Below are 23,710 nucleotides of genomic sequence, written 5' to 3' on the forward strand. Positions count from 1 at the left end.
GCTTCCTGTGTATTTTCCTGCTGATTATTTTTGAAATTCTTTCGTGGGGATTGGTTTCTACATATCAGTACGGCGGAGGCTCGCAGGAGGGCTACAAGGAATATATCTACCTGGGCCACCGCCTTGTTGCGAAAAGAGCCGTCACTCAATAAAGCCGGGGTGGAACCCGGTCTAGTCCGGGAAGGAGAGAACGACCGCGTTGATGAAGCATTCACTACGGACAATGCTGTGGATAGTGCTGCTGGGGCCGACGCAACTTGCCCTGTCGCAGACCGTCGCGGTGACCTATATCCATACGGATCACCTCGGCTCCCCGGTAATGGGGCGTACCCAGGCGGGTGCGACGAGCTTCGAGGCACGCTACGAACCGTTTGGTGCCAGGCAGAGGTGTCGGGGAGCGCAGGCGGTATTGGTTATACGGGCCATTATGAAGACCAGGCGCTTGGTCTGATCAATGCGGGGGGCCGGTGGTACGACCAGGAAGTGGGCCGTATGTTGTCGCCAGACGCGGTCAGGTTCACAGATCGGGCCCCCCTGAGCTTCAACGCTGGCCACTACCCATCGCCGAGCACTTGCTGGCGCCGTTTGCAGTTCTAGGAAGACTGGGCGCCTGGCTAAATGCCGGATGGGCGTTACTGAGGAGATGGATCGCAAGTCTCTCCTGAACTGGCAGGAAGTGTTTTCTGATGGCAGTTTCGCTCCGTGCGGTGAGAAAGGTGAATTTGCGGTGAAAATCGCTTTAGGAAAGAAGGCCGTTTTAAATCTGAAACCTAAGCTTTTTCTATATTGCCCGTTTTGGAATATGTATATAGCTGGCTGTCCAGCAGTGCCCGCACGGCCTGTATCAAAAAATCCGTATGGATTGGCCGATGAACTATCCGTATTCAAATTCCCGAATCACTTCCAAAAACGCATCCCCAAACCGCTCCAGCTTGGTTTCACCCACTCCGGTCACGCTCAAAAGCTCGTTCTCTTTTAACGGCCGCCGCTCTACCATTTCTGTCAACGTTCGATCATTAAAAATCACGTATGGTGGCACGCCGTGTTCATCGGCCAACGTTTTGCGCAGTTTGCGCAGGGCTTCCCACAATGGCCGGTCTTCTTCCGGCAGTGCAGGCTGATGCCGTTTGCTGCGGCTGCGCTCGGCCGCTTCTTTTACGTCCTCGCGCAGATGTACGGCTTCTTCGCCACGCAGAATCGGGCGGCAGGCTTCGGTGAGGTGCAGGGCGCCGTAACCGTCCACATCCACCCGCAGCAGGCCGCGCGCCACCAGCTGGCGGAAGACGCTGCGCCAGCCGGCGGTGGGGAGGTCGCTGCCGATGCCGTAGGTGCTCAGATGTTGATGGCCGAACTGGCGCACTTTTTCGTTATCGCTGCCGCGCAGCACGTCGATCAGGTGATTGACGCCGAAGCGCTGGCCGGTTCGGTATACGCACGATAATGCCTTGCGCACGGCGTCGCTGGCATCCCAGGTGCGGGCCGGGTGCAGGCAGGCATCGCAGTTGCCGCATTGTGCGTCACTGGCTTCGCCGAAGTAGGTCAGCAGGGCGTGTCGTCGACAACTGACGATCTCGCACAGACCGAGCATGGCGTCGAGTTTCTGCCGTTCGCTGCGCTTGTGGTCTTCGGAGCCGGCGGAGCCTTCGAGCATCTGCCGCAGTTTGATGACATCTTCCACGCCGTACACCAGCCAGGCGGTGGCAGGCTCGCCGTCACGGCCGGCGCGGCCGGTTTCCTGGTAGTAGCCTTCGATGCTTTTCGGCAGGTCCAGGTGAGCCACAAAGCGCACGTCGGGTTTGTCGATGCCCATGCCGAACGCGATGGTGGCGACCATGATGACGCCGTCTTCGCGCAGGAATCGTTGCTGGTGATCGCGGCGCTGTGCCGCCGGCAGGCCGGCATGATAGGGCAGCGCGTTGAAGCCCTGCTGCTGCAGCCATTCGGCGGTGGTGTCCACCTTGTTGCGCGACAGGCAATAGACGATGCCGGCATCGCCCGGATGTTCGGCGCGCAGAAAGCGCAGCAGTTGCTGGCGGGCATTGCTTTTCTGGGTGATGCGGTACTGGATGTTCGGCCGGTCGAAACTGCTGACGAAGTGTGCGGCATCGGTGAGTTGCAGGCGCCGGGCGATTTCCTCGCGGGTGCGCATGTCCGCAGTGGCAGTGAGGGCAATGCGCGGCACGTCGGGAAACTGTTCGTGCAACAGGCCAAGTTGCAGGTATTCGCTGCGGAAATCGTGGCCCCATTGCGACACGCAGTGGGCTTCGTCGATGGCGAACAGGGCCAGCGGAATCTGCTTCAGCAGCGACAGCGTGCGCTGCTGGGTCAGCCGTTCGGGGGCGATGTAGAGCAGGTCGAGTTGCCCGTGCAGCAGCGCCTGCTCGGTGGCGATGATGTCCTCGCGGCCCAGCGAGGAATTGAGAAAGCCGGCGCGTACGCCCAGTTCGTGCAGGGCATCCACCTGGTCCTGCATCAGCGCGATCAGCGGTGAGATCACCACGCCGGTGCCGCTGTGCAGCAGGGCGGGAATCTGGTAGCAGAGGGATTTGCCGCCGCCAGTGGGCATCAGTACCAGGGCGTCGTTGCCGTGCCAGAGGGTCTCGATGATTGCCTGCTGGTGGCCACGGAAGCTGTGGTAGCCGAAAACGCGTTCCAGGATGGTCAGGGGTGTCTCAGTCATGGCGTCGCAGTATACAGACTGGCCGGTGGCTCTGCTGTGCGATTTGTCCCCGGCAGGATGTCAGTGATTGCCGATGGTGGTTGTCGGTCAGGGCTCAGCGACATAGCGGGCCTGTCCACTTGGATGCAGGTATTGCTCCAGGGCGCGGCGCACCAGTTCGTTCAGGGAAATCTCCTCGCGGGTGGCGGCCTGTACGGCGCTCAGGTGCAGCGCATGACCCACGCGCACATTGAAAGTGCCTTTGCAGGGTTGCTCCGGGTGCACACCCCGGGCTTCGCAATCGGCCAGATAATCGTCCACGGCGGCACGGAAGGCGGCTTCGGTTTCCGGCACAGTGCGGCCCTCAAAGTTCACCAGTGGCTGGATATACAGCAGGCGGCCGTACAGGCAGCCGTCTTCCGGGCTGGCTTCGATGGAGCCGTAATAGTCACGGTATTTCACGATGGCGGTCATCAGATCAGTTCTCCGGCTGTGAGCGCGGCCAGGATCTGCCGGCGCGCATACAGTTTCAGCTCATTGCCCGGGTGGGGCCGGTGCAGGCAGATCAGGGCAGCGGGATTGCCGTTGCAGAACCTGACGCGCGAACCGCGGCCTTCGGTGCGCTGGTAGCCCAGGCGTCCGAGCAGGGTGTCCAGATCCCGCCAGGTGAAGCTGCGGCGTGTGTCGCGCAGCCGGGCCAGCAGGAGGTCGTGGCGTGTCATAGGACGTCACTCCGGGTGGATGCTAAGGGGCAGGAGAGAGTATTGCAACTGATTTTAGTTGCATGATTCTGTCCTGCGGGTCATACGTCGACCTTAGCCGCCGGGCGATACGGGGGATGTGCGATATTCGCCACGGTGTGCGTCAGCGCGTGACGCTGCGTGGTGCGAGCTTTTGGCGGGTAGTGGGGCAGGGGAGTGAGGGGTAATGGCCCCCTGCGGCGAGGGGGCCACTGAATACGTCAGGATGCTGCGCGCAGTGTCTCCGGCTGTGCGTACACCACGTCGTAGGCCTCTACCGGGAAGGTCTTCAGCCGTTTTTTCAGGGTCGCCAGTGACCAGGGCCACGCCGCGAAGTTGCGGCCATTGGCGTCCAGGTAGTAGCTCTTGCAGCCACCGCTGTTGAAGACGGTGGTCTGCAGGTGTTTCTGCACCTTGTCGTTGTGTTGTTTCAGCACGTCCGGCTTGATGCTGAACTTGCTGATGCCCTGTGCCCTGACTTTTTTCAGGCCATCAATGATGTAGTCCAGTTGTGCTTCGGCCAGCCCGATAAAGGAGTCATACACCAGCACGTTCGGGCCCAGAACCAGGAAGGCATTCGGGGTATTCGCCAGGCTGGTGCCGAGGAAGGCTTCCGGCGAGCTGTTTTTCCACAGGTCCGAGATACGGTCCCCGTTGGCGTTGAACACTTTCTTGCCGATCGGGGGATGCGAGACATCAAAGCCGGTGCCCCAGATGATCACATCCACTTCATGACGTTCGCCATTGGCGGCGATCACGGTGTTGTTTTCCACGGCCACCAGGCCGTGGGGAATCAGCGTGGTGTTGTCTGCCTGCAAGGCCGGGTAATAGTTATTGGCAAACAGGATACGCTTGCAGCCCAGTGTGAAATCCGGTGTGACCGCCTTGCGCAGACGCGCATCCCGGATCTGCAGTTTCAGCAACTGCCTGGCGGCCGCGCTGACCGGTTTCAGGACGCCGGGATTGCGCAGGCCGAAGTTGATCACGTTCAGTGAACTGGCCACCGCCTTGCGCCAGCCGCGCTGGATGGCCGGCAACTTCTCGATGGCGAGCTTGCTCATGTTGCCCAGTGGCAGGTCCGGCTTCGGCAGTACCCAGGGCGCGGTGCGCTGGAATACGAACAGTTCTTTCACTTTGGGCTGAATCTCTGGCACAAACTGGATGGCCGACGCCCCGGTGCCGATCACTGCCACACGTTTTCCGGTCAGGTCGTAGTCATGATTCCATTTGGCGGAATGAAACATTTCGCCCTGAAAGCCGTCCAGGCCAGGGAGTGCGGGAATCTGTGCTTCAGTGATCGGGCCCGTGGCGAAGATGACGGTTTTCGCCAGATACTGGCCGCGCGTGGTATCCAGCACCCACAGGTGGCGGCTGTCATCCCAGCGTGCGTTTTCCAGTGCGGTGTTGAATTCGATCAGCGGTGTGATCTGGAAGTGATCGCTGACGTCTTCCAGGTAGCGGAGGATTTCCGGCTGTTTGGCAAACAGGCGGCTCCATTTGCTGCTCAAGGCAAAGGAATAGGAGTACAGGGACGAGGGCACGTCACAGCCGCAGCCTGGATAGGTGTTCTCACGCCAGGTGCCGCCGACACGATCCGATTGTTCGATGATCAGGAAGTCGTGGTAACCCTCCTGCTTCAGCTTGATGGCTGCGGCGATGCCGGAAATGCCGGCGCCGACAATGAAGGTGTCGTGGACGGTTGCCGCAGAGGCCGGGTTGTTGTTCTCTGCCATGGTCGTGGTCTCTGTTGGTTTATTTGACAAAACGATAGGAGAAGCCGAGGAACCTGGCGTACAGGTCGGGTGAGGCCCGCTTCATGATCCAGAACAGTTTCGCGTCCACCTGCGGGGTGGTGTACAGCTCGCCCTTGTCCAGACGGTTCAGCGTCAGCCGGGCCACGGCATCGCTGGTGGTCAAGGCGTAGTTCATCAGGGCGTGGTTCGCCAGCCGGGAATAGCGCTCCGGAATACGGCCATCCTTGATGATGTTGGTGGGCACCAGGGTCGGGCAGAGTACATTGACGCGAATGTTGTCCCGTTTCAGTTCGGCAAACAGGGTTTCCGACAAGGCCCGCACACCGGCCTTGGTCACGTTGTATGCGCTCATCTCCGGAGCGGCCGTATAGGATGCCGCCGATGCCACGTTGATGATGGCGCCACGGCCCTGCTTCTTGAAGCCCGGCACAAAGTAATGGCACCCGTGGATCACGCCCCACAGGTTGATGTTCATGCACCACTGCCAGTCATCCAGGCTCAGTTCATCGAACTTGCCGCCCAGGCCGACGCCGGCGTTATTGATCACCAGCGTGACAGGATGCTGCAACAGTACTTCCGCCTGTTCGGCCAGCTGCTGCACCTGTTCGGCACTGCCGACATCGCACCGGAGTGCGAAGCCCGTGGCGCCTTCCTGCTCGATCAATGCAACGGTTTCCTCGGCGGCAGCCAGGTTGATATCGGCGCAGACGATGCTGCCGCCGCGCCGGGCCAGTTCCAGTGCAAAGCTTCTGCCGATGCCACTGCCGGCACCGGTGACCACGGCGTAGGCCTGCTTGCTGGGTTTGGCAAAGCGCTGTTTCAGAAAATTCATCATAAGGCACTCACGCAACGTTGGTGTCATGCATCCTGCGGTGTGGACCGGTAACGTCATACTTGTTTTGCGGGTACGAATTCCTTGACCAGATAGGGCGTCAACAGGCCGGTTTCAGGGTGCAGCAGCCGTTCCTTGTAGTATTCCAGGTAGGCAGTGGTGTCGTGGTCATTGGGATGAAAATCCGGGCGCAGGTAATCCAGGATATGCCCCATGGTGCTGCCATAGACGCCCTCCCTGGGGCCGAACAGCAGGCCAACACTGCGGCGCACATCTTTCCAGTAACGCAGGCTGAGCAGGTTGCGTGGCGAACGCATGACCGGGATGGCCGCGCCGCCGAGAGGCACCAGGAGCAGAATGGTGACAAAGGCCAGTGCGAAGCCGCTGATCCGTAGTGGATAGCTGCCTGACAGTGTCTGGTAGACGTCGTAGGCGATATCCTTGTGCTCGGATTCTTCCAGCATGTGCCACATCCACAGGGCACGCTGCTTTTCGTCATCCGTCTCGAAAAAGATCTCTTCATGCTTCATGAAGAACTCCGCCATGACAGCGGTGAAATGCTCGATGCCGGCCATCAGTGATAGTTGCAGGCGGTGCGGCAGTTTCTTGAAGCCGAATTTGAAGACGTTGTGGGCCAGGAAGCGATAAAAGGCCACCGGGAAGCGGTGCTGTGCCAGCACATCGTTCCACTCATTGTGCATTTTCGAGTGGATCGCCTCCTGGCCAATCAGCGACGTCACGCGCCGCTTCAGTTCGGCGTCCTTGAGAAACTGGCGGTGATGACGGGCGGTATCGATCACCAGATCTTCACCGAACGTCAGGAAGATCGACAGTGCCTCGAAATAGGCGGTGGCCAGTTCCGTATTCAGATAGAAGCGGGTATCTGCCTCGCTGGCCTCAAACCGGAAATCCATATGGCGGATCGGGACGTCGGCCCTGGCAGGGGTATGCTTCGGGACATATTGATGAATGGTCGCGGTGTTCATGGGCAGTCACCCTTCGGTTGGATCGCCAGGCGTGGCCGGTGCGGAGAGGGCAAAACGCACCCCGCCATCACTGTTACATTGATCGATGGCAAGATAGCCGGACATTTGTTCGGATTCAATTCAGATTCGGCGCCGGCAGGGGCCTGCCGTGGTGCCCGGCTGTGCTCTATGGCGGGCTGTTGCCGCTGGTCTGTTGCGCATAACATCACCGGGCATCATTTCGCAGTCGGGGGCAAGGCATGACCACAGATAACGGGCCGGAAGAAAACGCGGCCTGGCTGGTGCAGCTGAAAGGAGGTGACCAGGCGGCGTTCTCGGCGCTGGTGCGGCGCCATCACCGGGCGCTGGTCGCGCTGGCCCGTGCGGTGGTCGGCGAGAACGACGCCGAGGAAATGGTGCAGCAGGCATGGCTGAAAGCGTACGGCGCCATCGCCACGTTCGAGGGGCGTGCCAGCCTGCGTACCTGGCTGTCGCGGATTGTCATCAACGAGGGGCGCATGTGGCTGCGCAAGCAGGGCCGGGAAGTGTCGCTGGACAGCTTGCCAGAGACAGTGGACCCGCTGGCGGCCCGGTTTGACGAACGCGGCCTGTGGTCCGCACCGCCGGCCCAGTGGCACAGCGACAGCCCGGACGCATTGCTGATGACAGCACAACTGGCGGATTGCCTGGAGCGTTTGCTCACGGGCATGCCGGGCAACCAGCGCGCCCTGCTGGAAATGCGCGACACCGACGGCCTGCCGTTTGATGAAATCTGTAATCTTCTCGGCCTTTCTGCATCCAATGCACGGGTGCTGCTGCATCGCGCCCGCGCCCGGCTGTTCGGGCTGGTGGATCATTATCAGGAGACAGGCGAATGCTGAAGTGCCGGGAATTTACCCAGGCGGCGGACAGGATGCTGGATGGCGACATGCGCCTGCGCGAGCGGCTGGCCATGCGTCTGCACTGGCTGCATTGCCATGTCTGCCGCCGTTACCTGCGCCAGTTGCGGCAATTGCTGCGCTCAGTCCCCTTCATGCATGGCCCGGCCAGTGACGAGGAAGTGGCGCAGGTAATGCAGCATCTGCATCATCAGGAAAAATCGCTGTAACACATCCGCTTCCCGCGCATCAGTGATAGACACTGATGCGTGCAAGGGGGCTCCCGCCATGTCCACTCTGTTTCACCGGCTTGATCACTGTTACCTGTCGTGCTTACAACGTCTCGGCACGCTGGACTTCATCGCCCCGCTGTTATTGCGCCTGTTTCTTGCCCCGGTGTTCTTTGCTGCGGGCTGGCAAAAACTGATGCACTTCGAGGCCACCGTCAGCTGGTTTGGCAATGCCGACTGGGGGCTGGGCCTGCCGCTGCCCTGGCTGCTGGCCGTGCTGGCGATCATGACCGAACTGGTGGGTGGCGTGCTGCTGCTGTTGGGGCTGGCGACACGGCTGGTGACGGTGCCGCTGATCATCACCATGCTGGTCGCCATCGCGTCGGTGCATTGGCAGCATGGCTGGTTTGCAGTGGCGCCCTCTGATCCGGGAGCGAACATGTTCGCGCCGCTGGCGGCACTTGGCGTGCCTGCCGCGCAGCGCAGCCTGGAAAACAGCGCGGCGGTGGGGCAGCGGTTGACCCGTGCCCGCAGCATCCTGCGTGAGCACGGGGATGCCCGCTGGTTGACAGAAAAGGGCCGCTTCGTGGTGCTCAACAACGGCATCGAATTCGCGGCAACCTATTTGTTGATGCTGCTGGTGCTGCTGTTTCAGGGTGGCGGGCGCTTTGTCAGCCTGGATCACTGGTGGGCGCGCTGGTCTCGCCGGGCTCAGTGCCCCCAGCGGCCGGCCGGGTAGGAGAAGACCGGCAGTGACCAGCCCCAGCGCAGGGCCGCCAGCCGCAGGCTGATGCCGACGGCAAAGGCCAGGGATAGCGTGATGGTTTCGGAGACCTGCAGCGCATTGAGGCCCAGGTAGGCCAGTGCCACCACCAGGGATACGCAGGCATACAGTTCACGCCGCAGTACCTGCGGCGTGCGATGGCAGAGAATATCGCGCAGGATGCCGCCAAAAATGCCGGTGATGACCGCTGACATGATCACCACGACCGTGCTGTAGCCCAGTGACAGCGCCACATTGCAGCCGATGATCGTGAAGGCGACCAGCCCCAGCGCATCGACCAGCAGGAACAGCCGGTACAGGCGATGGATGAAGCGTGCCACGAGCAGCGTCAACAGGCCGGCGGAAATGGTCAGGTAGATGTAGGCCGGGTGCTGTGTCCAGGTGACCGGGTAATTGCCGAGCAGGATATCGCGCACGGTGCCCCCGCCAAGCGCGGTGACAAAGGCAATCAGGGACACGCCGAACAGGTCCATATTGCGGCGGCCGGCGGCGAGCGCGCCGGACATGGCTTCGGCGGAAATGGCAACGAGATAGATCAGCGTCAACACAGAGGACTCCTCAGGCGCATTACAGCCTGCTGGTTGCCTCTCCCTCTGTCCTGTTACCTGAGAGTTTAGGCCGCCGGCCTGTGCCGGTTGCCTTGCCCCTTCGGTGGGTCGCTGAACGACCGCTCTCCAGTCGGCGGATATTGACGTCGCAGTAATGGTGCCTGAGCGATTATGGGAGTTTGCGCCTTCGGCGGAGGGAGGCCCTCTCTCTCCTGCGAGGCGGCATGATAACCCGCGGCGCGTGGCCAGGCCACCCGACAAACTCGGGAGTTTGTGACCTGAAAGTGTTATGCATCGCTGCTGGGGAACCTCTGAATAACTCCCCGGTGGTTCTGCGGGCGCTACAGCATGCAGTAGCAAGGCGCGGCGCGCCGGCAATGGCATCGCCCTTGTCAAGCGACGCAACGCGGCTAATGCGTGCTGTAGCGCCCGCCCTGCGGGGCTTTCCGGGCGGCACCTGCTCCGCGTTGCGACTTCTCGACGTAGCCCGCTATGCCTTCGAAGTCGCGCCTTGATCAGGTGCCGCCCGGAAAGCCAGAACCACCGGGGAGTTATTCAGAGGTTCCCCGGAGAGCCTGTCGAGGGGGCCGGCCGGCGCCGGTCTGGTGCCGCCATCACAACAAGGGAGAACGGATCATGAAACAGGATGTACAGGACTACTACGGCCAGACACTGCAAAGCAGCGCTGACCTGCAGACCAATGCCTGCTGCGATGCCGCACCACCCGAGTGGCTCAAGCCGTGGCTGGCGATGTTGCACGATGAAGTGGTGAGCCGTTACTACGGCTGCGGGCTGGTGGCACCGCAACAGCTGGAAGGGATGCGGGTGCTGGATCTCGGTTGTGGCAGCGGCCGCGATGTGTACCTGCTGTCCGCGCTGGTAGGTGAGCGGGGCGAGGTGGTGGGCGTCGACATGACCCCCGAGCAACTGGCCGTTGCCGAGCGTCACCAGGCGTATCACCAGCAGGCGTTTGGCCATGCACGCAGTAATGTGCGGTTTGTGCAGGGCGATATCGAACACCTGGATGAGCTCGGCCTGGAGAGTGATTACTTTGACATCGTGGTGTCCAACTGCGTGATCAATCTCTGCACGGACAAGGCGCGGGCGCTGAACGAGGTGTTTCGAGTGCTCAAGCCTGGCGGTGAGATGTACTTCTCCGATATCTATGGCGACCGGCGCATTCCCGACGCGCTGCTGAAGGACCCTGTCCTGTACGGTGAATGCCTGTCCGGTGCGCTGTACTGGCAGGATTTTCTCACACTGGCCCGGCAGGCCGGGTTTCTGGACCCGCGTCTGGTGGAGGACCGCCCGATCACCATCGGGAATGACCATATCCGCACACGCCTGGCGCCAGCCCGGTTTTTCTCCGCGACCTACCGGCTGTTCAAACTGGCCGGGCTTGAGCCGGCCTGCGAGGACTACGGCCAGGCGGTGATTTATCGGGGCACGCTGCCGGAAAGCCCGTCGGCGTTTGTGCTGGATAACCACCATCTGATCGAACGCGGCAAGGTATTCCCGGTCTGCGGCAATACCTGGCGCATGCTGCGCGACAGCCGTTTCGCCGGGCACTTCGAGTTCATCGGGGATTTCACCACCCATTACGGTGTTTTTCCTGGTTGTGGCAGCCAGATGCCGTTCGCCAGTGACAGTTCCATCACGCCCGTGGGAGGATGCTGCTGATGACACACTGGCTCAGGAGCAGTTATGCGGCGGATCGCCACGGCCGACTGGTATCGCACTTCAAGCGGAGAGCCGCGCGGCTATATTGATACCGGCCGGCTGCGCGAGGTGTGGTTTCACACCGGCACCGCCTGCAACCTGGCCTGCCCGTTCTGTCTGGAAGGGTCCTCGCCGGCGGATGATCGGCTGGACCTGATGCGGCTGGCGGACGTACAGCCGCTGGTGGACGAAGCCTGTGAACTGGGCGTGGAGCAGTTTTCCTTCACCGGCGGCGAGCCGTTTGTGGCGAAGGAATTCCCGGCCATCCTGGCCTATGCCGCCGAGCGCCGGCCTTGCCTGGTGCTGACCAACGGCACCCGGCCCCTGTTGCGCCGCCTGGCGCAGATTCGGGCGTTGGCCCGGGCCGCGCACCGGGTGGCCTTTCGGGTCAGCATCGATTACCCGGACGTAGCCCGGCATGAGGCCGGGCGGGGCGAAGGCACGTTCGCTGAATCGATGCAGGCATTGAAGGTGCTGCACGACGCCGGGTTTCATGTGTCACTGGCGCGGCAGTGGACGGCGGATGAAGATACGGCTGCGGTCGAAGCGGCTTATCAAGCGTGGCTGCGTGCCTACGGGATACCGGATGACCTGCTGCTGGTCTCGTTCCCGGATTTCGCACCGCCGGGTGTTGATCGCCACACGCCGGAAATCACCGAACACTGCATGACCACCTATCACAGCGAGCAGAGCCGCGCCGGTTTCATGTGTGCCTTCAGCCGCATGGTCGTAAAAGATCGTGGTCGCATGCGGGTCTATGCGTGCACGCTGGTGGACGACGATGGCAAATACGATCTCGGCGGCTCGCTGCGTGAGAGCCTGGCGCAGCGGGTCATGTTGCGTCATCACCGCTGTTTCAGTTGTTTCAGTCACGGTGCTTCATGCAGTGAAATTACCCGCTGAACAATGAACTGGCGGGGCGGACACGGTAGAATCAGCGGCTGCTGATCCCCGCCAAGAGATGTCATTCCATGTTTCTCGATGCCATGCCGGAAGGCTTCCGCTATCCCAGCCCGGAAGACGACGGCGATACCCGCATTCTCGCCCACATCAATCGCAAGGGCTGGCACAACCTGGCCGTGCCGCCGGCGCAGGGCGAGCCGGGGTTCAGTTTTTCCCTGGGGCATTTTCTCAACCACGACCATGCGGAAATCATTGTGCTCGGCCTCAAGGCCGAACTGGCCAGCCGCTTGCTGGATGCGGCCGCCGTGCGCATCCGTGACATGCACGAGCAGTTGCTGTCGCATCGTGAGTACCCGGATTTTCTGCCGGGCCTGAACGTGGTGTTTCTGCCGGTGGCCTTCCCGCATTACCGCCACTATCTGGGCTTCGCCAACTGGTTCTATGAGAGCCTGCCGATGCCGTACCCGACGTTGCAGCTGGTGTGGCCGGACGGGCGCGGCGTGTTTCCCTGGCAGCCGGGCTATGACCGGCGCTTCCAGCGGCTGCAGCCGTTGCTGGGCGCCGCGCCTGCGGCGATCCGGTTGCAATGACGTGCATATGTGCCATAGCATAAATATGCGTTTATGCTATGCGCCACTGCGCGGGAGGCTCCATGGACCGGCTCACGATCAATCTGCCCGAAGGTTACCACCAGGCCCTGAAAGAGGCCGCCGCCCGGCGTGGCGTCCCGATCGGGAAAATGGTGGCGGAGGCCCTGGCCGCTTACGGCGTGAAGCCGGCGCAGACGGTGCAGGATCTGCTGCAACGTGCCCGCCTCCAGTCCGCCCTGACCGAAGCCCAGGCGCTCGCACTGGCTGAAGCAGAAACCCGCGCGGTCCGGCGCGGGCAATAAACGGGAAGCGCCGTGCATTATCGCGCCGACACGCTGTGGGTCGTGGATACCTGCGTGCTGGTATCCGGCGTGTTGTCATCCGGCGGGCCGCCGGCACGGATTCTCGACCAGATGCTGACGGCGCAGGTCCGTTATGCGCTGTCACTTCCCCTGCTGGCTGAATACCGAACGGTATTGCTGCGCCCGAAGCTGCTCGCACGACACAGCCTGGCAGTGGAGGAGGTGGACCAGTTGCTGGAAGCCCTGATCCTTCCAGCAGTGATCGTCGACCCCGTCCCGCCCGCCACCTTGCAGGCTCCCGACCCCGGCGACCAGCACCTCTGGGACCTGCTCTGCTATCGGGAAGACCTGACCTTGCTCACCGGTGACCGCCTGTTGCTGGAACAGGCCCCCGAATCGCTTTCCCTGATGCCCCCGACTGACTGGGTCGCCCGATACCTGGCTGACTGACCCCGCGATCTGTCGCGCAAAGCCATTGCGCCAAAAGACGGAACCGTGATTCACTTCTTTAAACCATGAATCCGGATTCCGTTCTTATGGCCTACCGTGAAACCGTCAAGATCCGCGACCGCAAGGCCGCCCAGCGTGAAGCCCTGCTGGCTGCCGCCGAGGGGCTGGTGCGTGAGGGCGGCTTCGCCGCGCTGACCATCCAGGCACTGTCTGCCCGTGCCGGCGTCGGTGTCGGCACCGTCTACCGTTACTTCCGCGCCAAGGACACGCTGGCGGCGGAAGTCTTTCGCCTGGCCACCGAGCGCGAGGTGGCGGCGGTGGCCGAAGCCTTGCAACACCAGACAGACGCCGCTGCGAAACTGGAGCAGGCGGCCAGCCGTTTTGCCCGCCGCGCCCTGCGCGCGCCCCGGCTGGCCTGGGCGCTGATTGCCGAGCCGGTGGACCCGGCGGTGGACACCGAGCGCCTGCGTTATCGCGCGGCCTACGCCGCATTATTCGAACAGATGATCGAGGCCGGCGTGCGTGCCGGCGAGTTGCCGCTGCAATCGCCGACACTTTCCGCCGCTGCGCTGGTGGGTGCGTTGGCCGAGGCGCTGGTGGGGCCGCTTGCGGACCATCAGGCCGATGAGCATGTTGTTCAACAGTTGATCCGTTTCTGTCTGCGCGCCGTTGGCGCCGCCGACCCGACCGCTCCGGAGGTTTCCCATGAACAAGTCTGCTGACCTGCGTCCCGACGCCATGGCCGCCACCCACGATGTGTTCAACCAGGCCACGGCACTGGAGGGCCATAATCTGTATGCCGGTGATACGGCGCTCCGTGAAGGTGTGGCCCGTCACGGTGGCAGCTGGGGTGAGGCCGATCTGCAACGCTACGGCGAAGTATGTGGCCGCGCCGACGTCATCGAATGGGGCTATCTGGCAAACGAATTCAAACCGCAGTTCGATACCCATGACCGCTTCGGTAACCGGGTCGACCTGGTGAAGTATCACCCGGCCTACCACCACTTGATGAAACAGGCGCTCACCGAGGGCCTGCACAGCAGCCCCTGGACCGATCCGAAAGCCGGCGCGCATGTGGTCCGTGCGGCAAAGTATTACCTGCATTCGCAGGTGGAATGCGGCCACTGCTGCCCGATCACCATGACCTTCGCCGCCACCCCGTCACTGAAGCTGACGCCCGCCATCGCCGACCAGTGGCTGGGCAAGGTGCACGCCCGTGACTACGACCCGCGCAACGTGCCACACACTGCAAAACAGGCGCTGACCCTGGGCATGGGCATGACCGAGAAACAGGGCGGTTCCGATGTGCGGGCCAACACCACCCGTGCCTATCCGCTCGGGCAGCCCGGCCCCGGTGAAGCTTACGAACTGGTCGGCCACAAGTGGTTTCTGTCCGCACCGATGTGCGATGCGTTCCTGATGCTGGCGCAGACCGACAGCGGCCTGAGCTGTTTCCTGGTGCCGCGCTGGCGGCCGGACGGCAGCAAGAATCCGCTCCAGGTACAGCGTCTGAAAAACAAGATGGGCAATGTCTCCAATGCCTCATCGGAAGTGGAACTGCGTGGCGCGCTGGGCTGGATGGTGGGCGAAGAAGGCCGTGGTGTGCCGGCGATCATCGAGATGGTGGCCATGACCCGCTTCGACTGCATGATCGGCTCCAGCGCCGGCCAGCGGCAGGCCACCCTGCAAGCCATTCACCATGCCGCACACCGCAGTGCCTTCGGCAAGACACTGATCGACCAGCCATTGATGCAGAACGTGCTGGCGGACCTGCAACTGGAAGTCGAAGGCTCGCTGGCCATCACCCTGCGCATGGCCGAGGCGCTGGACCACCTGGATGATCCACAGCAGCAACTGCTGATGCGCCTGGGCACCGCCGTGGGCAAATACTGGATCTGCAAACGTACGCCGCACCATGCCTTTGAGGCGATGGAGTGTATCGGCGGCAACGGCGTCATGGAAAACTGCATCCTGCCGCGCCTGTATCGCGATGCGCCGATCAACGCCATCTGGGAAGGCTCCGGCAATGTGCAGGCGCTGGATGTACTGCGTGCGCTGGCGAAAACGCCGGCAGTGCTGGAAGCCTGGTTCCACGAGCTGGGCAAGAGCGCGGGGGCGGATGCGCGGCTGGATCAGGCGGTGAAGACGTTGCAGGGTGAGTTCAGCGATCTGGCCGAGGCCGAATACCGTGGCCGCCATCTGGTGGATCAACTGACGCTGACCATGCAGGCGCATCTGCTGGTGCAGGCGGGCGACACGGCGGTGGCGGAAGGGTTTATCGCCTCGCGTCTGGGGAGCCAGGGCGATCGTCAATACGGCACGTTACCGCGTGGTATGGATGTAAAACGCATCATTGCACGTGGCCGGCAGGATGCCTGAGTGCGCCGTTGCGCGGGGCGGGCAGAGCGACCCCGCGCTGCGGCCACCGGTCAGAGTTTCAGCTTGTCGGCCATCTCGAACCACAGGTTGCGATAGGCGCGTGCGGCCGGGGTGTTCGGTGCGAACTCACCGACCGGGGCGCGGTGTTCGCCCATCTGCTCCACATGGGTGGAGTAGGGAATCCAGGTCTTCAGGCCGCCCTTCATCAGTGCCGGTGGTTTCACCAGCATCTCCACATGCAGCAGCCGGCGGCGGTCCACCATGTTGAAGAACGGCAGCACTTTCAGGCTGCGGTACTGCTTCTGGTCAAGCCAGTCCCTGACTTGCTGGAAGGCGCGCAGTGACAGGTGAGTGGGAATCACCGGCACCAGCAGATAGTCCGCCGCCGCGAAAATCTGCTCGGCCACCGGGCTGAGCGTCGGCGGGCAGTCCAGCAGTACCAGGCTGCTCTGTTCGCCGAGCGGTTCAATCAGGTGCTTCAGCGTTGAGCGACCGCCGGCCTCGGCCAGTTTCAGGTCCAGGTTGCGCAGGCTGATATCGGCGGGGATGACTTCCAGGCCTTCCCAGCGGGTGGGCACTTTCAGACGACCGATGGGCTGCTTGCCCTTGACCAGCGTGCCGGCCTTGTAGCTGCGCTCGCCGTCCACGCCGAGGTAGAAACTGGCCGCGCCCTGCGGGTCCAGGTCCCAGACCACGGAGCGGTGCTTCCAGCGTGCGGCATGCCAGGCCATGTTCACGGCAGCGGAGGTCTTGCCGACGCCACCCTTGAGGTTATAGAAGGCAATCGTGTGCATAGGAAACTCCATCCCCAGTGATCATGCCGGCCAGTGCCAGCATGATGCTGCCCCAATAGTGCCCTGCCTGCGCGCGTGGGGCAAAGCCGGGGGAGTCGCTCGCCCGTGCCGGGTGACTGCGCTACACTCATTCGCGCCCATCCGTGCTCACCTCCGTGCCGCTGGCAGACAGGCTGAATTGCAGTGTCGACGGATTCTGGCAGAATGACATCGCGCCGCAGGGCGCGACAGAAACCCCGCCATTCGGGACAGGAGCCCGCTTGAGTACCGAGCGCAAATACCAGGTCTTCATCAGCTCAACCTTCACGGATCTGCAAGAGGCCCGTCAGGAGTTGCTGCTGTCGTTGCTGTCGATGGGCATGATCCCCACCGGCATGGAACTGCATCCCGGCGGTTCGGACAGCCAGTGGGGCGCGATCCAGCAGGTGATCAGCGAGTGTGATTACTATCTGGTGCTGGTCGGTGGCCGTTACGGTTCCCTGTCACCGATTGGCCTGTCCTATACCCACCGCGAATTCGTCTACGCCGCCACCAAGGGCAAGCCGGTGCTGGCGTTGCTGCACGATTCCCCGGAGTTCCTGTCGCCGGACAAGCGCGAACAGACCCGCGAAGGGGAGGTGCGCTTCAATGATTTCCGGCAACTGCTACAGAACAAATGCATGACGCGCTTCTGGCACGCCCCGGCCGATCTGGGCGACGTCGCGCGCAAGGCCATGACGCAACTGGTGGACAAGCACCCGGCGAGCGGCTGGGTGCGTGCCACGCAAGGCGCGGACAGTGCCAGCCAGCAGGAAGTGGTGCGGCTGACCCAGCGTATCCAGGAGCTGGAGCGGGAAAAGGAAGAGCTGACCGCTGGCTACCGGCCGCCGCTGGAAACCCTGGCACGGGGCACGGACACGGTGGCGTTGCGCTACAGTTGCAATGTCTACATCAAGGGCGACTGCAAGGTGAGCAACGCCCAGAGCACACTGACCTGGGACCAGATCATCGCCTGCCTGGCACCCCAGATGCTCAACGAAGTGCCGGAATCGGTCATGCGCCAGGCACTGGAGGAAATGCTCGCCAGCCGGGCGCTGACGGATGTGCAACTGAGCATGCCGAAGGCACACGCGGTGCGGAATATCGTGCTGGAGACCGACAGCTTCAGCCAGGTGAAGGTGCAGTTGCGCGCGCTGGGCATGATCCGCAAGTGTCCGCGCCAGCCGGGGCAGAGCCAGATCACCTGGCAACTGACGCCGCTGGGCGACCAGGCCATGACACAGGTGTTGGCGCGCCGGCGTTGAGCAAAAAAAAGGGCGCCGGTTGGCGCCCTGTTTCGTTATGCACCGAATCAGCGGCGCACCTTGTCACGTAAGAACTGCACGATCTCTCCCGCCGGCACCAGCGTGTTATCGCTGTCGCGACGGGCACGGTATTCCACCGTACCGTCGTCCAGGCCGCGCTCGGCCACCACCACACGATGCGGAATGCCGATCAGTTCGGCGTCGGAGAGTTTCACGCCCAGGCGTTCTTTCTCGCGGTCGTCGTACAGCACCTCGAAACCGGCTGCGGTCAGGTCGCTGTAAAGCTGCTCGCACAATTCGCGCTCGCGCGGGCTCTTTTTAAGGTTCACCGGAATCAATGCGATCTGGAACGGGGCAATGGCTTCTGGCCAGATAATGCCGCGCTCATCAAAGTTCTGCTCGATGGCGGCGGCGACCACGCGGGTCACGCCGATACCGTAGCAGCCCATGGGCATGATCACGCTCTTGCCGTTTTCATCCAGCACGGTGGCTTTCAGTGCTTCGGAATACTTGGTGCCGAGCTGGAAGATATGCCCCACTTCGATGCCGCGCTTGATGGTCAGGCGGCCCTTGCCGTCCGGGCTGGGATCGCCTTCCACGGCGTTGCGCAGGTCGGCGGTCTCCGGCAGCGGCAGGTCGCGCTCCCAGTTGATGCCGAAGTAGTGCTTGCCGTCGACGTTGGCGCCGGCCCCGAAATCACTCATCAAGGCCACGCTGCGATCTGCCAGGCAGGGGATCGGCAGTTTCACCGGGCCGAGGCTGCCGGGGCCGGCACCGATGGCGGCGCGGATTTCCTCGTCGGTGGCGAAACGCAGTGGCGCGGCGATCTGCGGCAGTTTTTCTGCTTTCAGTTCGTTCAGTTCATGATCGCCGCGCACGAGCAGCGCTATCAGGCCACCCCCGGCTTCTTCGCTGGCGGCCACCACCAGTGTCTTGACGGTTTTCTCAATGGGCAGTGAAAACTGCTCAACCAGTTCGGCAATGGTTTTTGCATCCGGCGTGTCCACCAGGCGCAGGTCTTCCGACGGCGCAGCGCGTTCGCCCTCGGCCACCGCTTCGGCCAGTTCCACGTTGGCGGCATAGTCCGAGCCGTCGGAGAAAGCGATGGCATCTTCACCGGATTCCGCCAGCACATGGAACTCATGTGAGCCGGAGCCGCCGATGGAGCCGGTGTCGGCGGCCACGGGACGGTAATCCAGCCCCAGGCGGTCGAAAATCCTGCTGTAGGCGGCGTACATGACGTCGTAGGTTTCTGCCAGCGAGGCCTGGTCGATATGGAAGGAGTAGGCATCCTTCATGATGAACTCGCGCGAGCGCATCACGCCGAAACGCGGGCGGGTCTCGTCGCGGAACTTGGTCTGGATCTGGTAGAAGTTCATCGGCAACTGCTTGTAGCTGTGTACTTCGTTGCGCACCAGATCGGTGATCACTTCTTCATGTGTCGGGCCGAGGCAGAAGCCGTTGCCGTGGCGGTCGACAAAGCGCAGCAGCTCGGGACCGAAGCCGGCGGAGCGGCCGGACTCATCCCACAGGTCCAGCGGCTGGGTCACTGGCATCAGCACTTCCTGCGCGCCCGCATTGTTCATTTCCTCGCGGATGATGCGCTCCACTTTCTGCAGCACCCGCAGGCCGGTCGGCAGCCAGTTGTACAGGCCGGAGGCGAGTTTGCGGATCATGCCGGCACGCAGCATGAGCTGATGGCTGACGACCACGGCGTCGGCAGGGGTTTCCTTGACGGTGGCCAGCAGATAACGGGAGGCACGCATTGCACAGAATCCTGATGGAGTGAATGAAAGCGGCCATTGTAAGCACAGGCCCGCGCTGAGCACAGTGCCCCGTGGCATGGGTCTGGGTATGATGGCGTCGGATCATGGCGTAGTGGAGTCACAGATGGCACTTGATGCAGCAGCAGTACAGCAGATCATCCTCAACGGCCTGCCGGCAGCGAGCGAGACCGGCGTTCAGGTGGAGCAGGTCGGGGACGGCAAGGCACGGGTGCGGCAGCCGTTCCGGGCGTCGATGATCCGGCCCGGGGGCACGCTCTCGGGACCGACCATGATGGGGCTGGCCGACGCCGCCATGTACGCGGCCATCCTCGGGCAACTGGGACGGCTGGAAATGGCCGTGACGCAGAACCTGAATATCAATTTCCTGCGCCGGCCGGCGCCGCGCGACCTGATCGCCGACTGCAACATCATCCGCATGGGTCGTCGCTCGGCGGTGCTGGAGGTCTGGCTTTACAGCGATGGGGAGGAGCAGCCTGTGGCACATGTCACCGGGACTTACGCGCTACCCCATTGACCCACCGCCATAAAAAGAATCATTGTGGTGATGAACCTTTTCCAACACCCTGACAGGCCCTACCGTTCCGTCCGGTAAATCAGATCAATGGCCTGTTCCTCGGCGTTGGAACGCGTCTCCAGGCTCAGGCTGTTGGTCAGGGTATAGCGCAGCATCACCGTGTTCAGTGCCTCGAACAGGCCGACGCTGTAGCGCAGGTACAGCCGTGAGGACAACTGCTTGCCGAGCATCAGTGCGGTGTCCTCGAACTCCCCTTCGGTGTCCACCCCCACTTCCACGCCCAGCGTCTGGCCGAGCCGGTCGGTGATGAATTCGCCGCGCTCGATACCGTAGCGGGCGATGGCCTGCACGATCATGTTGGCATCGTTGTCGGAAGCGCGGTTCAGCGGCCGGCCGGTGAGCAGGTAGGCCATGGCCTCGGTTTCTTCCATGGCCGGTTCGGAGAATACCTGTGAGCGCGGGTCCTGCAGCGTGCCGCCGACGATCAGCCCGGCGCGCACGTCATAGGTGGTGACGTTGCGCACCGCGACGATATCCAGGCCGGGATTGTCCGGCGGCCCCTGGAAGATCAGCGTGCCGCGCTCCACGCGCAGATTCTGGCCGAAGGCGCGGTAACGGCCATCGACGATGCGTACCTCGCCGGTCAGGCGCGGTGTGCGCTCTGGCTTGTCCTCAATGCGCACACCGCCGGTGAAGCTGGCGGACAACCCGAAGCCCTCGAATGTGATTTTCTCGCCCAGTGAGACGTTGACCTCGGTGTCCACCTGCCAGGCGGACTGTTCGGTGGGGTCGGCGCTGACGATCACTTCATCGCGCGACACCCCCACGGCCTGCTGCGGCAGTGATCGCAGTTCAAAGCGCGCCTCCGGTACCCGCAGGTCGCCGCGTACGGTGACGGTGTCGCCGCTGAGCTGGATGCGCAGGTCCGGGTTCACCAGCACCATTGCCTCGGGCAACTGCGCAGCCTGGAAGCGTTCCCCCTGGATATGCAGTGCCACCGGCCAGGGTTGCGGGCCACGGGTGAGCAGGGTGCCGGTGAGGGTGAGCTGGCCGGGGCCGGATTGCACGCTGCCGTGAATATCCAGTGTCCCGTCTGGCAGTGCGGTGGCGGTCATGCCGATGTCGGTGAGCATCAGGCCGAGGTCGGGAATTTCTGCGGCGCCGTCTTCCAACTGCACGCTGCCGTTGAAACGGGGTGCACTGACCGTGCCGCTGACGCGCAGGTCGCTGCGCAGGCGACCGCCGACGTTGCGCAATTGCGGTACAAACACTTCCAGCCAGCGCAGTTCGTCCAGCGCGGCGTTGAGTTCGCCGTCGAGGCGGGTGGCGTCGCCGGCCAGTTGTGCGCTCAGCCGCGCCTCGGCGTTGTTGGCCTGGTCGAGCTGAACACGGGCATCGGCCTGCACGGTGTTGTTCTCCAGCGTGGCGTTGGCGGACAACCCTTGCCAGTGCACCCGGTACGGGTCTTCGCCGCCGCTGGAAAGCTGCATCTCGCCCTCGCTGACGGTGAGTTGTGCTTCGCCCTGGCGGCGCCGGCCGTCGTCCTGGTAGCTGGCGCGCAGGGCCAGGTCCCCGTCGAGATGGACGGCGCCGTCGGGCAGGTTGCGGGTGAACCAGGCCAGTGGCAGTTGGTGCAGGTCCAACTGAGCGCTGGTGGGGCCCTGCTGCTGCCAGTCGGCGTCGGCGCACAGGCGCCCCGCCTCGGATACCAGACAGGCCGGTGCCAGGCGGGCTGCGTCAGGGGAGGCCGCCACGGCCACGGGCTGCTCCAGCGCCCAGGTGCCGGCCAGCGGGTTGCTCACCGTCAGTGTCTGTAGCGTGCCGTCCCAGGCGCGCATCTCGGTCAGGGTGCCGCTGGCGGTGCCGGAGAGGGTGCCCTGTGGCGCACTCAAGGCCCAGTTGACGCTGTGCTGCGCGGCGCTGCCTTCACCGCGCAGGCGGACGTTGTCCAGCCGCAGCTCGCCGTCCTGCTGGAGCGTGTCGGCGTTCAGGGCCAGGCGGATGTCGGCGTCGTTGAGCGGGTTGCTGGCCGCAGCCTCCAGCGACAGGCTGGCCAGCGACCAGCCCTGGAAACCGATGGTGTTGCCGGTGAGCTGTGCGTTCAGGCGCGGCACTGTGCGGCTGCCCTGCAGGCGGGCGGTGCCGTTGAGCTGCCCGGTCAGGCCCGGCCACAGTGCGCTGAGTTGATTGGCCTGCACGGCCAGGGCCAGGTCGAGCTGGTGGTTGGCGTGGCCGCGCAGGCTGACGCGGTTGTCGCCGGCGCGCAGTTGCAGGTCGCTGTGCAGCGTCTGGTCTTCGCTCAGCGCGAAGCGGCCGCCGCCACTGACCCGGTTGCCGCGTACCGTGCCGCTGAGTTGTTCGATGACCAGTTCCAGTTCCAGCGTGCCGTCCTGCCAGTGGCCGCTAGCCTGGCTGCGCAGTTGCAGCGTGCCCGGCAGTTGCGGCACGGCCAGCGACGGGTCGAGGTCGGTCACGTTGAGAGCGACGTCCCAGCGCAGCCGGGGCGACCAGTCCACCTGGCCATGGATCTGCGCGCTGCTGCGGTCGGCCTGGATACGTGCGTCGCTGATGGCCAGGCCAGTGGTGGAACCGTGTCCCTGCAGGCTGACGGTGAGTGTTGGCAGGTCGGGCAGTGAGGTGCCGCTGTCCAGCGTCAGTGCGTAGGCGTCCGGCGTACCGTCGAGGGTCAGGGTGCCGCCCGCGACCGCCAGGGTGCGGCTGTCGGTGCCGGCTTCCGCATCAGACGGCGTGTGCACGGTGAAGGGCTGCCATTGATGGCTGAGGTGGAAACGCAGCGGCGCTTCAAAAGGCGCCAGTTCGCCTTCGGTGGTGAGCAGGACCGGGTTGCGCAGCCGGTGCGTGAGCGCAAGCCGGGCCAGATCACCTCGCAGGCGGGCTTCGCCCTGGGCCGGTGTGTCGCTGGCGAACGTCTCCTGCGCCGCTGGCGGCAGGGGCGCCTGCCAGTCCAGCCAGGCGTCCACCGGGAACGGCGACAGCAGGCTGAGGGTGCCGCCGAGGCTGGCCTGGTACGCGCCCTGGCTGGCCAACAGCTGCTGGAGCTGCAACTGGTGCCCGGTATCGGTACTGGCGGCCAGCAGGATACGGTCGAGTTGCACCGGCGCGCCGCCGGCCGGGGTCAGCGAAAAGCCCTGCACTTCGCCACCGGGAATGGCCAGCGTCACGGGCAGGCGAATGTCGGGTATATCTGCCAGCGTCAGGGGGCCGGTGTCGGGCGCTGGTGTGCTGTCGGTATCGTGCAATGCAATAGCCAATTGCTCGATCTTCAGCGTGGTGACGGTCACGCGGCGCTGCAGCAGTGTGGTCCAGGAGAGTGCAAGTTGCAGCCGCTCTGCCTCGATCGTCACCGCCGGCATGGCATAGTGAATGCCATACAGGTCCAGACCGTGCAGCAGGGTACCTTCGATCTGTTCGATACGCGTCTCGCCCGGCGCAAAGCCCAGGCCCTGTTGCAGCAGCCAACGGCTGCCGTCCTCGCGCGACATCAGCAGGCCCAGCGCCAGCGGCACGGCCAGTATCACCGTGAGCAACAGCAGCAAGAGCGCCAGCAGCACCCGGCGCAGCCATTTGCCCAGCGTCAT

Annotated in this window: 22 protein-coding genes and 1 riboswitch; of the genes, 12 read left to right on the plus strand and 10 right to left on the minus strand. The window is 63.3% G+C overall.

Features of this window, described 5'->3' with window-relative positions:
• Positions 1–874: 874 nt before the first annotated feature.
• The 6 genes from recQ to S7S_RS06160 form a co-directional block, all read right to left on the minus strand.
• Positions 875–2,680, minus strand: a complete 1,806-nt coding sequence (recQ, locus tag S7S_RS06135; RefSeq protein ID WP_008740450.1) for a DNA helicase RecQ — start codon at positions 2,678–2,680, stop codon at positions 875–877.
• Positions 2,681–2,767: 87 nt separating this feature from the next.
• Positions 2,768–3,133: a type II toxin-antitoxin system HicB family antitoxin gene (locus S7S_RS06140; protein ID WP_008740453.1), complete on the minus strand. Its 366-nt coding sequence runs from the start codon at positions 3,131–3,133 to the stop codon at positions 2,768–2,770.
• The gene (locus S7S_RS06145) at positions 3,133–3,381 is read right to left on the minus strand and encodes a type II toxin-antitoxin system HicA family toxin (protein WP_008740455.1); all 249 of its coding nucleotides are present in this window, start codon (positions 3,379–3,381) and stop codon (positions 3,133–3,135) included. The genes S7S_RS06140 and S7S_RS06145 overlap by 1 nt, the downstream gene beginning before the upstream one ends.
• Before the next feature lie 239 nt (positions 3,382–3,620).
• A complete protein-coding gene (locus S7S_RS06150; protein WP_008740457.1) occupies positions 3,621–5,132 on the minus strand; it encodes a flavin-containing monooxygenase in 1,512 nt (503 codons plus the stop codon).
• A 19-nt stretch (positions 5,133–5,151) separates the two neighbouring features.
• Positions 5,152–5,988: an SDR family NAD(P)-dependent oxidoreductase gene (locus S7S_RS06155; protein ID WP_008740459.1), complete on the minus strand. Its 837-nt coding sequence runs from the start codon at positions 5,986–5,988 to the stop codon at positions 5,152–5,154.
• Positions 5,989–6,041: 53 nt separating this feature from the next.
• The gene (locus S7S_RS06160; RefSeq protein ID WP_008740461.1) at positions 6,042–6,971 is read right to left on the minus strand and encodes a metal-dependent hydrolase; all 930 of its coding nucleotides are present in this window, start codon (positions 6,969–6,971) and stop codon (positions 6,042–6,044) included.
• Between the two features lie 239 nt (positions 6,972–7,210).
• Between S7S_RS06160 and S7S_RS06165 the strand changes: the two genes are divergently transcribed.
• From S7S_RS06165 to S7S_RS06175, 3 genes are read left to right on the plus strand one after another with little or no spacing between them, the layout of a single operon-like run.
• Complete coding sequence (locus S7S_RS06165) at positions 7,211–7,831, plus strand: RNA polymerase sigma factor (protein ID WP_008740463.1); 621 nt, start codon at positions 7,211–7,213, stop codon at positions 7,829–7,831.
• Entirely contained in the window at positions 7,825–8,058 is a 234-nt protein-coding gene (locus S7S_RS06170) for an anti-sigma factor (protein ID WP_008740465.1), read from the plus strand. The genes S7S_RS06165 and S7S_RS06170 overlap by 7 nt, the downstream gene beginning before the upstream one ends.
• A gap of 58 nt (positions 8,059–8,116) precedes the next feature.
• The gene (locus S7S_RS06175; RefSeq protein ID WP_008740467.1) at positions 8,117–8,797 is read left to right on the plus strand and encodes an HvfX family Cu-binding RiPP maturation protein; all 681 of its coding nucleotides are present in this window, start codon (positions 8,117–8,119) and stop codon (positions 8,795–8,797) included.
• On the opposite strand, the gene S7S_RS06180 is transcribed toward S7S_RS06175, so the two are convergent.
• Complete coding sequence (locus S7S_RS06180) at positions 8,770–9,390, minus strand: trimeric intracellular cation channel family protein (RefSeq protein WP_008740468.1); 621 nt, start codon at positions 9,388–9,390, stop codon at positions 8,770–8,772. The genes S7S_RS06175 and S7S_RS06180 overlap by 28 nt on opposite strands.
• Before the next feature lie 35 nt (positions 9,391–9,425).
• Positions 9,426–9,530: riboswitch (glycine riboswitch) on the minus strand.
• Between the two features lie 496 nt (positions 9,531–10,026).
• Between S7S_RS06180 and S7S_RS06185 the strand changes: the two genes are divergently transcribed.
• The 7 genes from S7S_RS06185 to S7S_RS06215 all read left to right on the plus strand — a co-directional run bounded on the left by S7S_RS06185 (position 10,027) and on the right by S7S_RS06215 (position 15,733).
• Positions 10,027–11,070 carry a methyltransferase domain-containing protein gene (locus S7S_RS06185; protein WP_008739734.1) on the plus strand — a complete coding sequence of 348 codons (1,044 nt, stop codon included), beginning with the start codon at positions 10,027–10,029 and terminating at the stop codon, positions 11,068–11,070.
• Between the two features lie 24 nt (positions 11,071–11,094).
• Complete coding sequence (locus S7S_RS06190) at positions 11,095–12,012, plus strand: radical SAM protein (protein WP_008739736.1); 918 nt, start codon at positions 11,095–11,097, stop codon at positions 12,010–12,012.
• Positions 12,013–12,080: 68 nt separating this feature from the next.
• A complete protein-coding gene (locus tag S7S_RS06195) occupies positions 12,081–12,602 on the plus strand; it encodes a DUF4262 domain-containing protein (protein WP_008739738.1) in 522 nt (173 codons plus the stop codon).
• 62 nt (positions 12,603–12,664) lie between these two features.
• Positions 12,665–12,904 (plus strand): hypothetical protein, encoded by a 240-nt coding sequence (locus tag S7S_RS06200; protein WP_008739740.1) that lies wholly within the window; start codon positions 12,665–12,667, stop codon positions 12,902–12,904.
• A 12-nt stretch (positions 12,905–12,916) separates the two neighbouring features.
• The gene (locus S7S_RS06205; protein ID WP_008739743.1) at positions 12,917–13,354 is read left to right on the plus strand and encodes a putative toxin-antitoxin system toxin component, PIN family; all 438 of its coding nucleotides are present in this window, start codon (positions 12,917–12,919) and stop codon (positions 13,352–13,354) included.
• Positions 13,355–13,440: 86 nt separating this feature from the next.
• The gene (locus S7S_RS20100) at positions 13,441–14,076 is read left to right on the plus strand and encodes a TetR/AcrR family transcriptional regulator (RefSeq protein WP_008739746.1); all 636 of its coding nucleotides are present in this window, start codon (positions 13,441–13,443) and stop codon (positions 14,074–14,076) included.
• Positions 14,060–15,733: an acyl-CoA dehydrogenase family protein gene (locus S7S_RS06215; protein ID WP_008739747.1), complete on the plus strand. Its 1,674-nt coding sequence runs from the start codon at positions 14,060–14,062 to the stop codon at positions 15,731–15,733. Before S7S_RS20100 ends, S7S_RS06215 begins: the two co-directional genes overlap by 17 nt.
• Positions 15,734–15,783: 50 nt before the next feature.
• Here S7S_RS06215 and S7S_RS06220 read toward each other — a convergent pair whose 3' ends face one another.
• The gene (locus tag S7S_RS06220; protein ID WP_008739748.1) at positions 15,784–16,527 is read right to left on the minus strand and encodes a ParA family protein; all 744 of its coding nucleotides are present in this window, start codon (positions 16,525–16,527) and stop codon (positions 15,784–15,786) included.
• Between the two features lie 260 nt (positions 16,528–16,787).
• Here S7S_RS06220 and S7S_RS06225 point away from each other — a divergent pair, with 260 nt between their 5' ends.
• A complete protein-coding gene (locus S7S_RS06225) occupies positions 16,788–17,810 on the plus strand; it encodes a DUF4062 domain-containing protein (RefSeq protein WP_008739749.1) in 1,023 nt (340 codons plus the stop codon).
• Between the two features lie 47 nt (positions 17,811–17,857).
• On the opposite strand, the gene S7S_RS06230 is transcribed toward S7S_RS06225, so the two are convergent.
• Positions 17,858–19,576 (minus strand): proline--tRNA ligase, encoded by a 1,719-nt coding sequence (locus S7S_RS06230; protein ID WP_008739750.1) that lies wholly within the window; start codon positions 19,574–19,576, stop codon positions 17,858–17,860.
• A gap of 124 nt (positions 19,577–19,700) precedes the next feature.
• On the opposite strand from S7S_RS06230, the gene S7S_RS06235 reads away from it, so the two are divergent.
• Positions 19,701–20,111, plus strand: coding sequence for a PaaI family thioesterase (locus S7S_RS06235; RefSeq protein WP_008739751.1), 411 nt, complete (start codon positions 19,701–19,703; stop codon positions 20,109–20,111).
• Between the two features lie 59 nt (positions 20,112–20,170).
• On the opposite strand, the gene S7S_RS06240 is transcribed toward S7S_RS06235, so the two are convergent.
• Complete coding sequence (locus S7S_RS06240) at positions 20,171–23,710, minus strand: translocation/assembly module TamB domain-containing protein (RefSeq protein ID WP_041025942.1); 3,540 nt, start codon at positions 23,708–23,710, stop codon at positions 20,171–20,173.

The sequence above is a fragment of the Isoalcanivorax pacificus W11-5 genome (assembly GCF_000299335.2).
Classification (GTDB): Bacteria; Pseudomonadota; Gammaproteobacteria; order Pseudomonadales; family Alcanivoracaceae; genus Isoalcanivorax; species Isoalcanivorax pacificus.

Bases quoted from the DNA above. Each gene is read 5' to 3' on its own strand.
- recQ (WP_008740450.1), bottom strand. From the start codon at position 2,680: ATGACTGAGACACCCCTGACCATCCTGGAACGCGTTTTCGGCTACCAC.
- S7S_RS06140 (WP_008740453.1), bottom strand. From the start codon at position 3,133: ATGACCGCCATCGTGAAATACCGTGACTATTACGGCTCCATCGAAGCC.
- S7S_RS06145 (WP_008740455.1), bottom strand. From the start codon at position 3,381: ATGACACGCCACGACCTCCTGCTGGCCCGGCTGCGCGACACACGCCGC.
- S7S_RS06150 (WP_008740457.1), bottom strand. From the start codon at position 5,132: ATGGCAGAGAACAACAACCCGGCCTCTGCGGCAACCGTCCACGACACC.
- S7S_RS06155 (WP_008740459.1), bottom strand. From the start codon at position 5,988: ATGATGAATTTTCTGAAACAGCGCTTTGCCAAACCCAGCAAGCAGGCC.
- S7S_RS06160 (WP_008740461.1), bottom strand. From the start codon at position 6,971: ATGAACACCGCGACCATTCATCAATATGTCCCGAAGCATACCCCTGCC.
- S7S_RS06165 (WP_008740463.1), top strand. From the start codon at position 7,211: ATGACCACAGATAACGGGCCGGAAGAAAACGCGGCCTGGCTGGTGCAG.
- S7S_RS06170 (WP_008740465.1), top strand. From the start codon at position 7,825: ATGCTGAAGTGCCGGGAATTTACCCAGGCGGCGGACAGGATGCTGGAT.
- S7S_RS06175 (WP_008740467.1), top strand. From the start codon at position 8,117: ATGTCCACTCTGTTTCACCGGCTTGATCACTGTTACCTGTCGTGCTTA.
- S7S_RS06185 (WP_008739734.1), top strand. From the start codon at position 10,027: ATGAAACAGGATGTACAGGACTACTACGGCCAGACACTGCAAAGCAGC.
- S7S_RS06190 (WP_008739736.1), top strand. From the start codon at position 11,095: ATGCGGCGGATCGCCACGGCCGACTGGTATCGCACTTCAAGCGGAGAG.
- S7S_RS06195 (WP_008739738.1), top strand. From the start codon at position 12,081: ATGTTTCTCGATGCCATGCCGGAAGGCTTCCGCTATCCCAGCCCGGAA.
- S7S_RS06200 (WP_008739740.1), top strand. From the start codon at position 12,665: ATGGACCGGCTCACGATCAATCTGCCCGAAGGTTACCACCAGGCCCTG.
- S7S_RS20100 (WP_008739746.1), top strand. From the start codon at position 13,441: ATGGCCTACCGTGAAACCGTCAAGATCCGCGACCGCAAGGCCGCCCAG.
- S7S_RS06215 (WP_008739747.1), top strand. From the start codon at position 14,060: ATGAACAAGTCTGCTGACCTGCGTCCCGACGCCATGGCCGCCACCCAC.
- S7S_RS06220 (WP_008739748.1), bottom strand. From the start codon at position 16,527: ATGCACACGATTGCCTTCTATAACCTCAAGGGTGGCGTCGGCAAGACC.
- S7S_RS06230 (WP_008739750.1), bottom strand. From the start codon at position 19,576: ATGCGTGCCTCCCGTTATCTGCTGGCCACCGTCAAGGAAACCCCTGCC.
- S7S_RS06235 (WP_008739751.1), top strand. From the start codon at position 19,701: ATGGCACTTGATGCAGCAGCAGTACAGCAGATCATCCTCAACGGCCTG.
- S7S_RS06240 (WP_041025942.1), bottom strand. From the start codon at position 23,710: ATGACGCTGGGCAAATGGCTGCGCCGGGTGCTGCTGGCGCTCTTGCTG.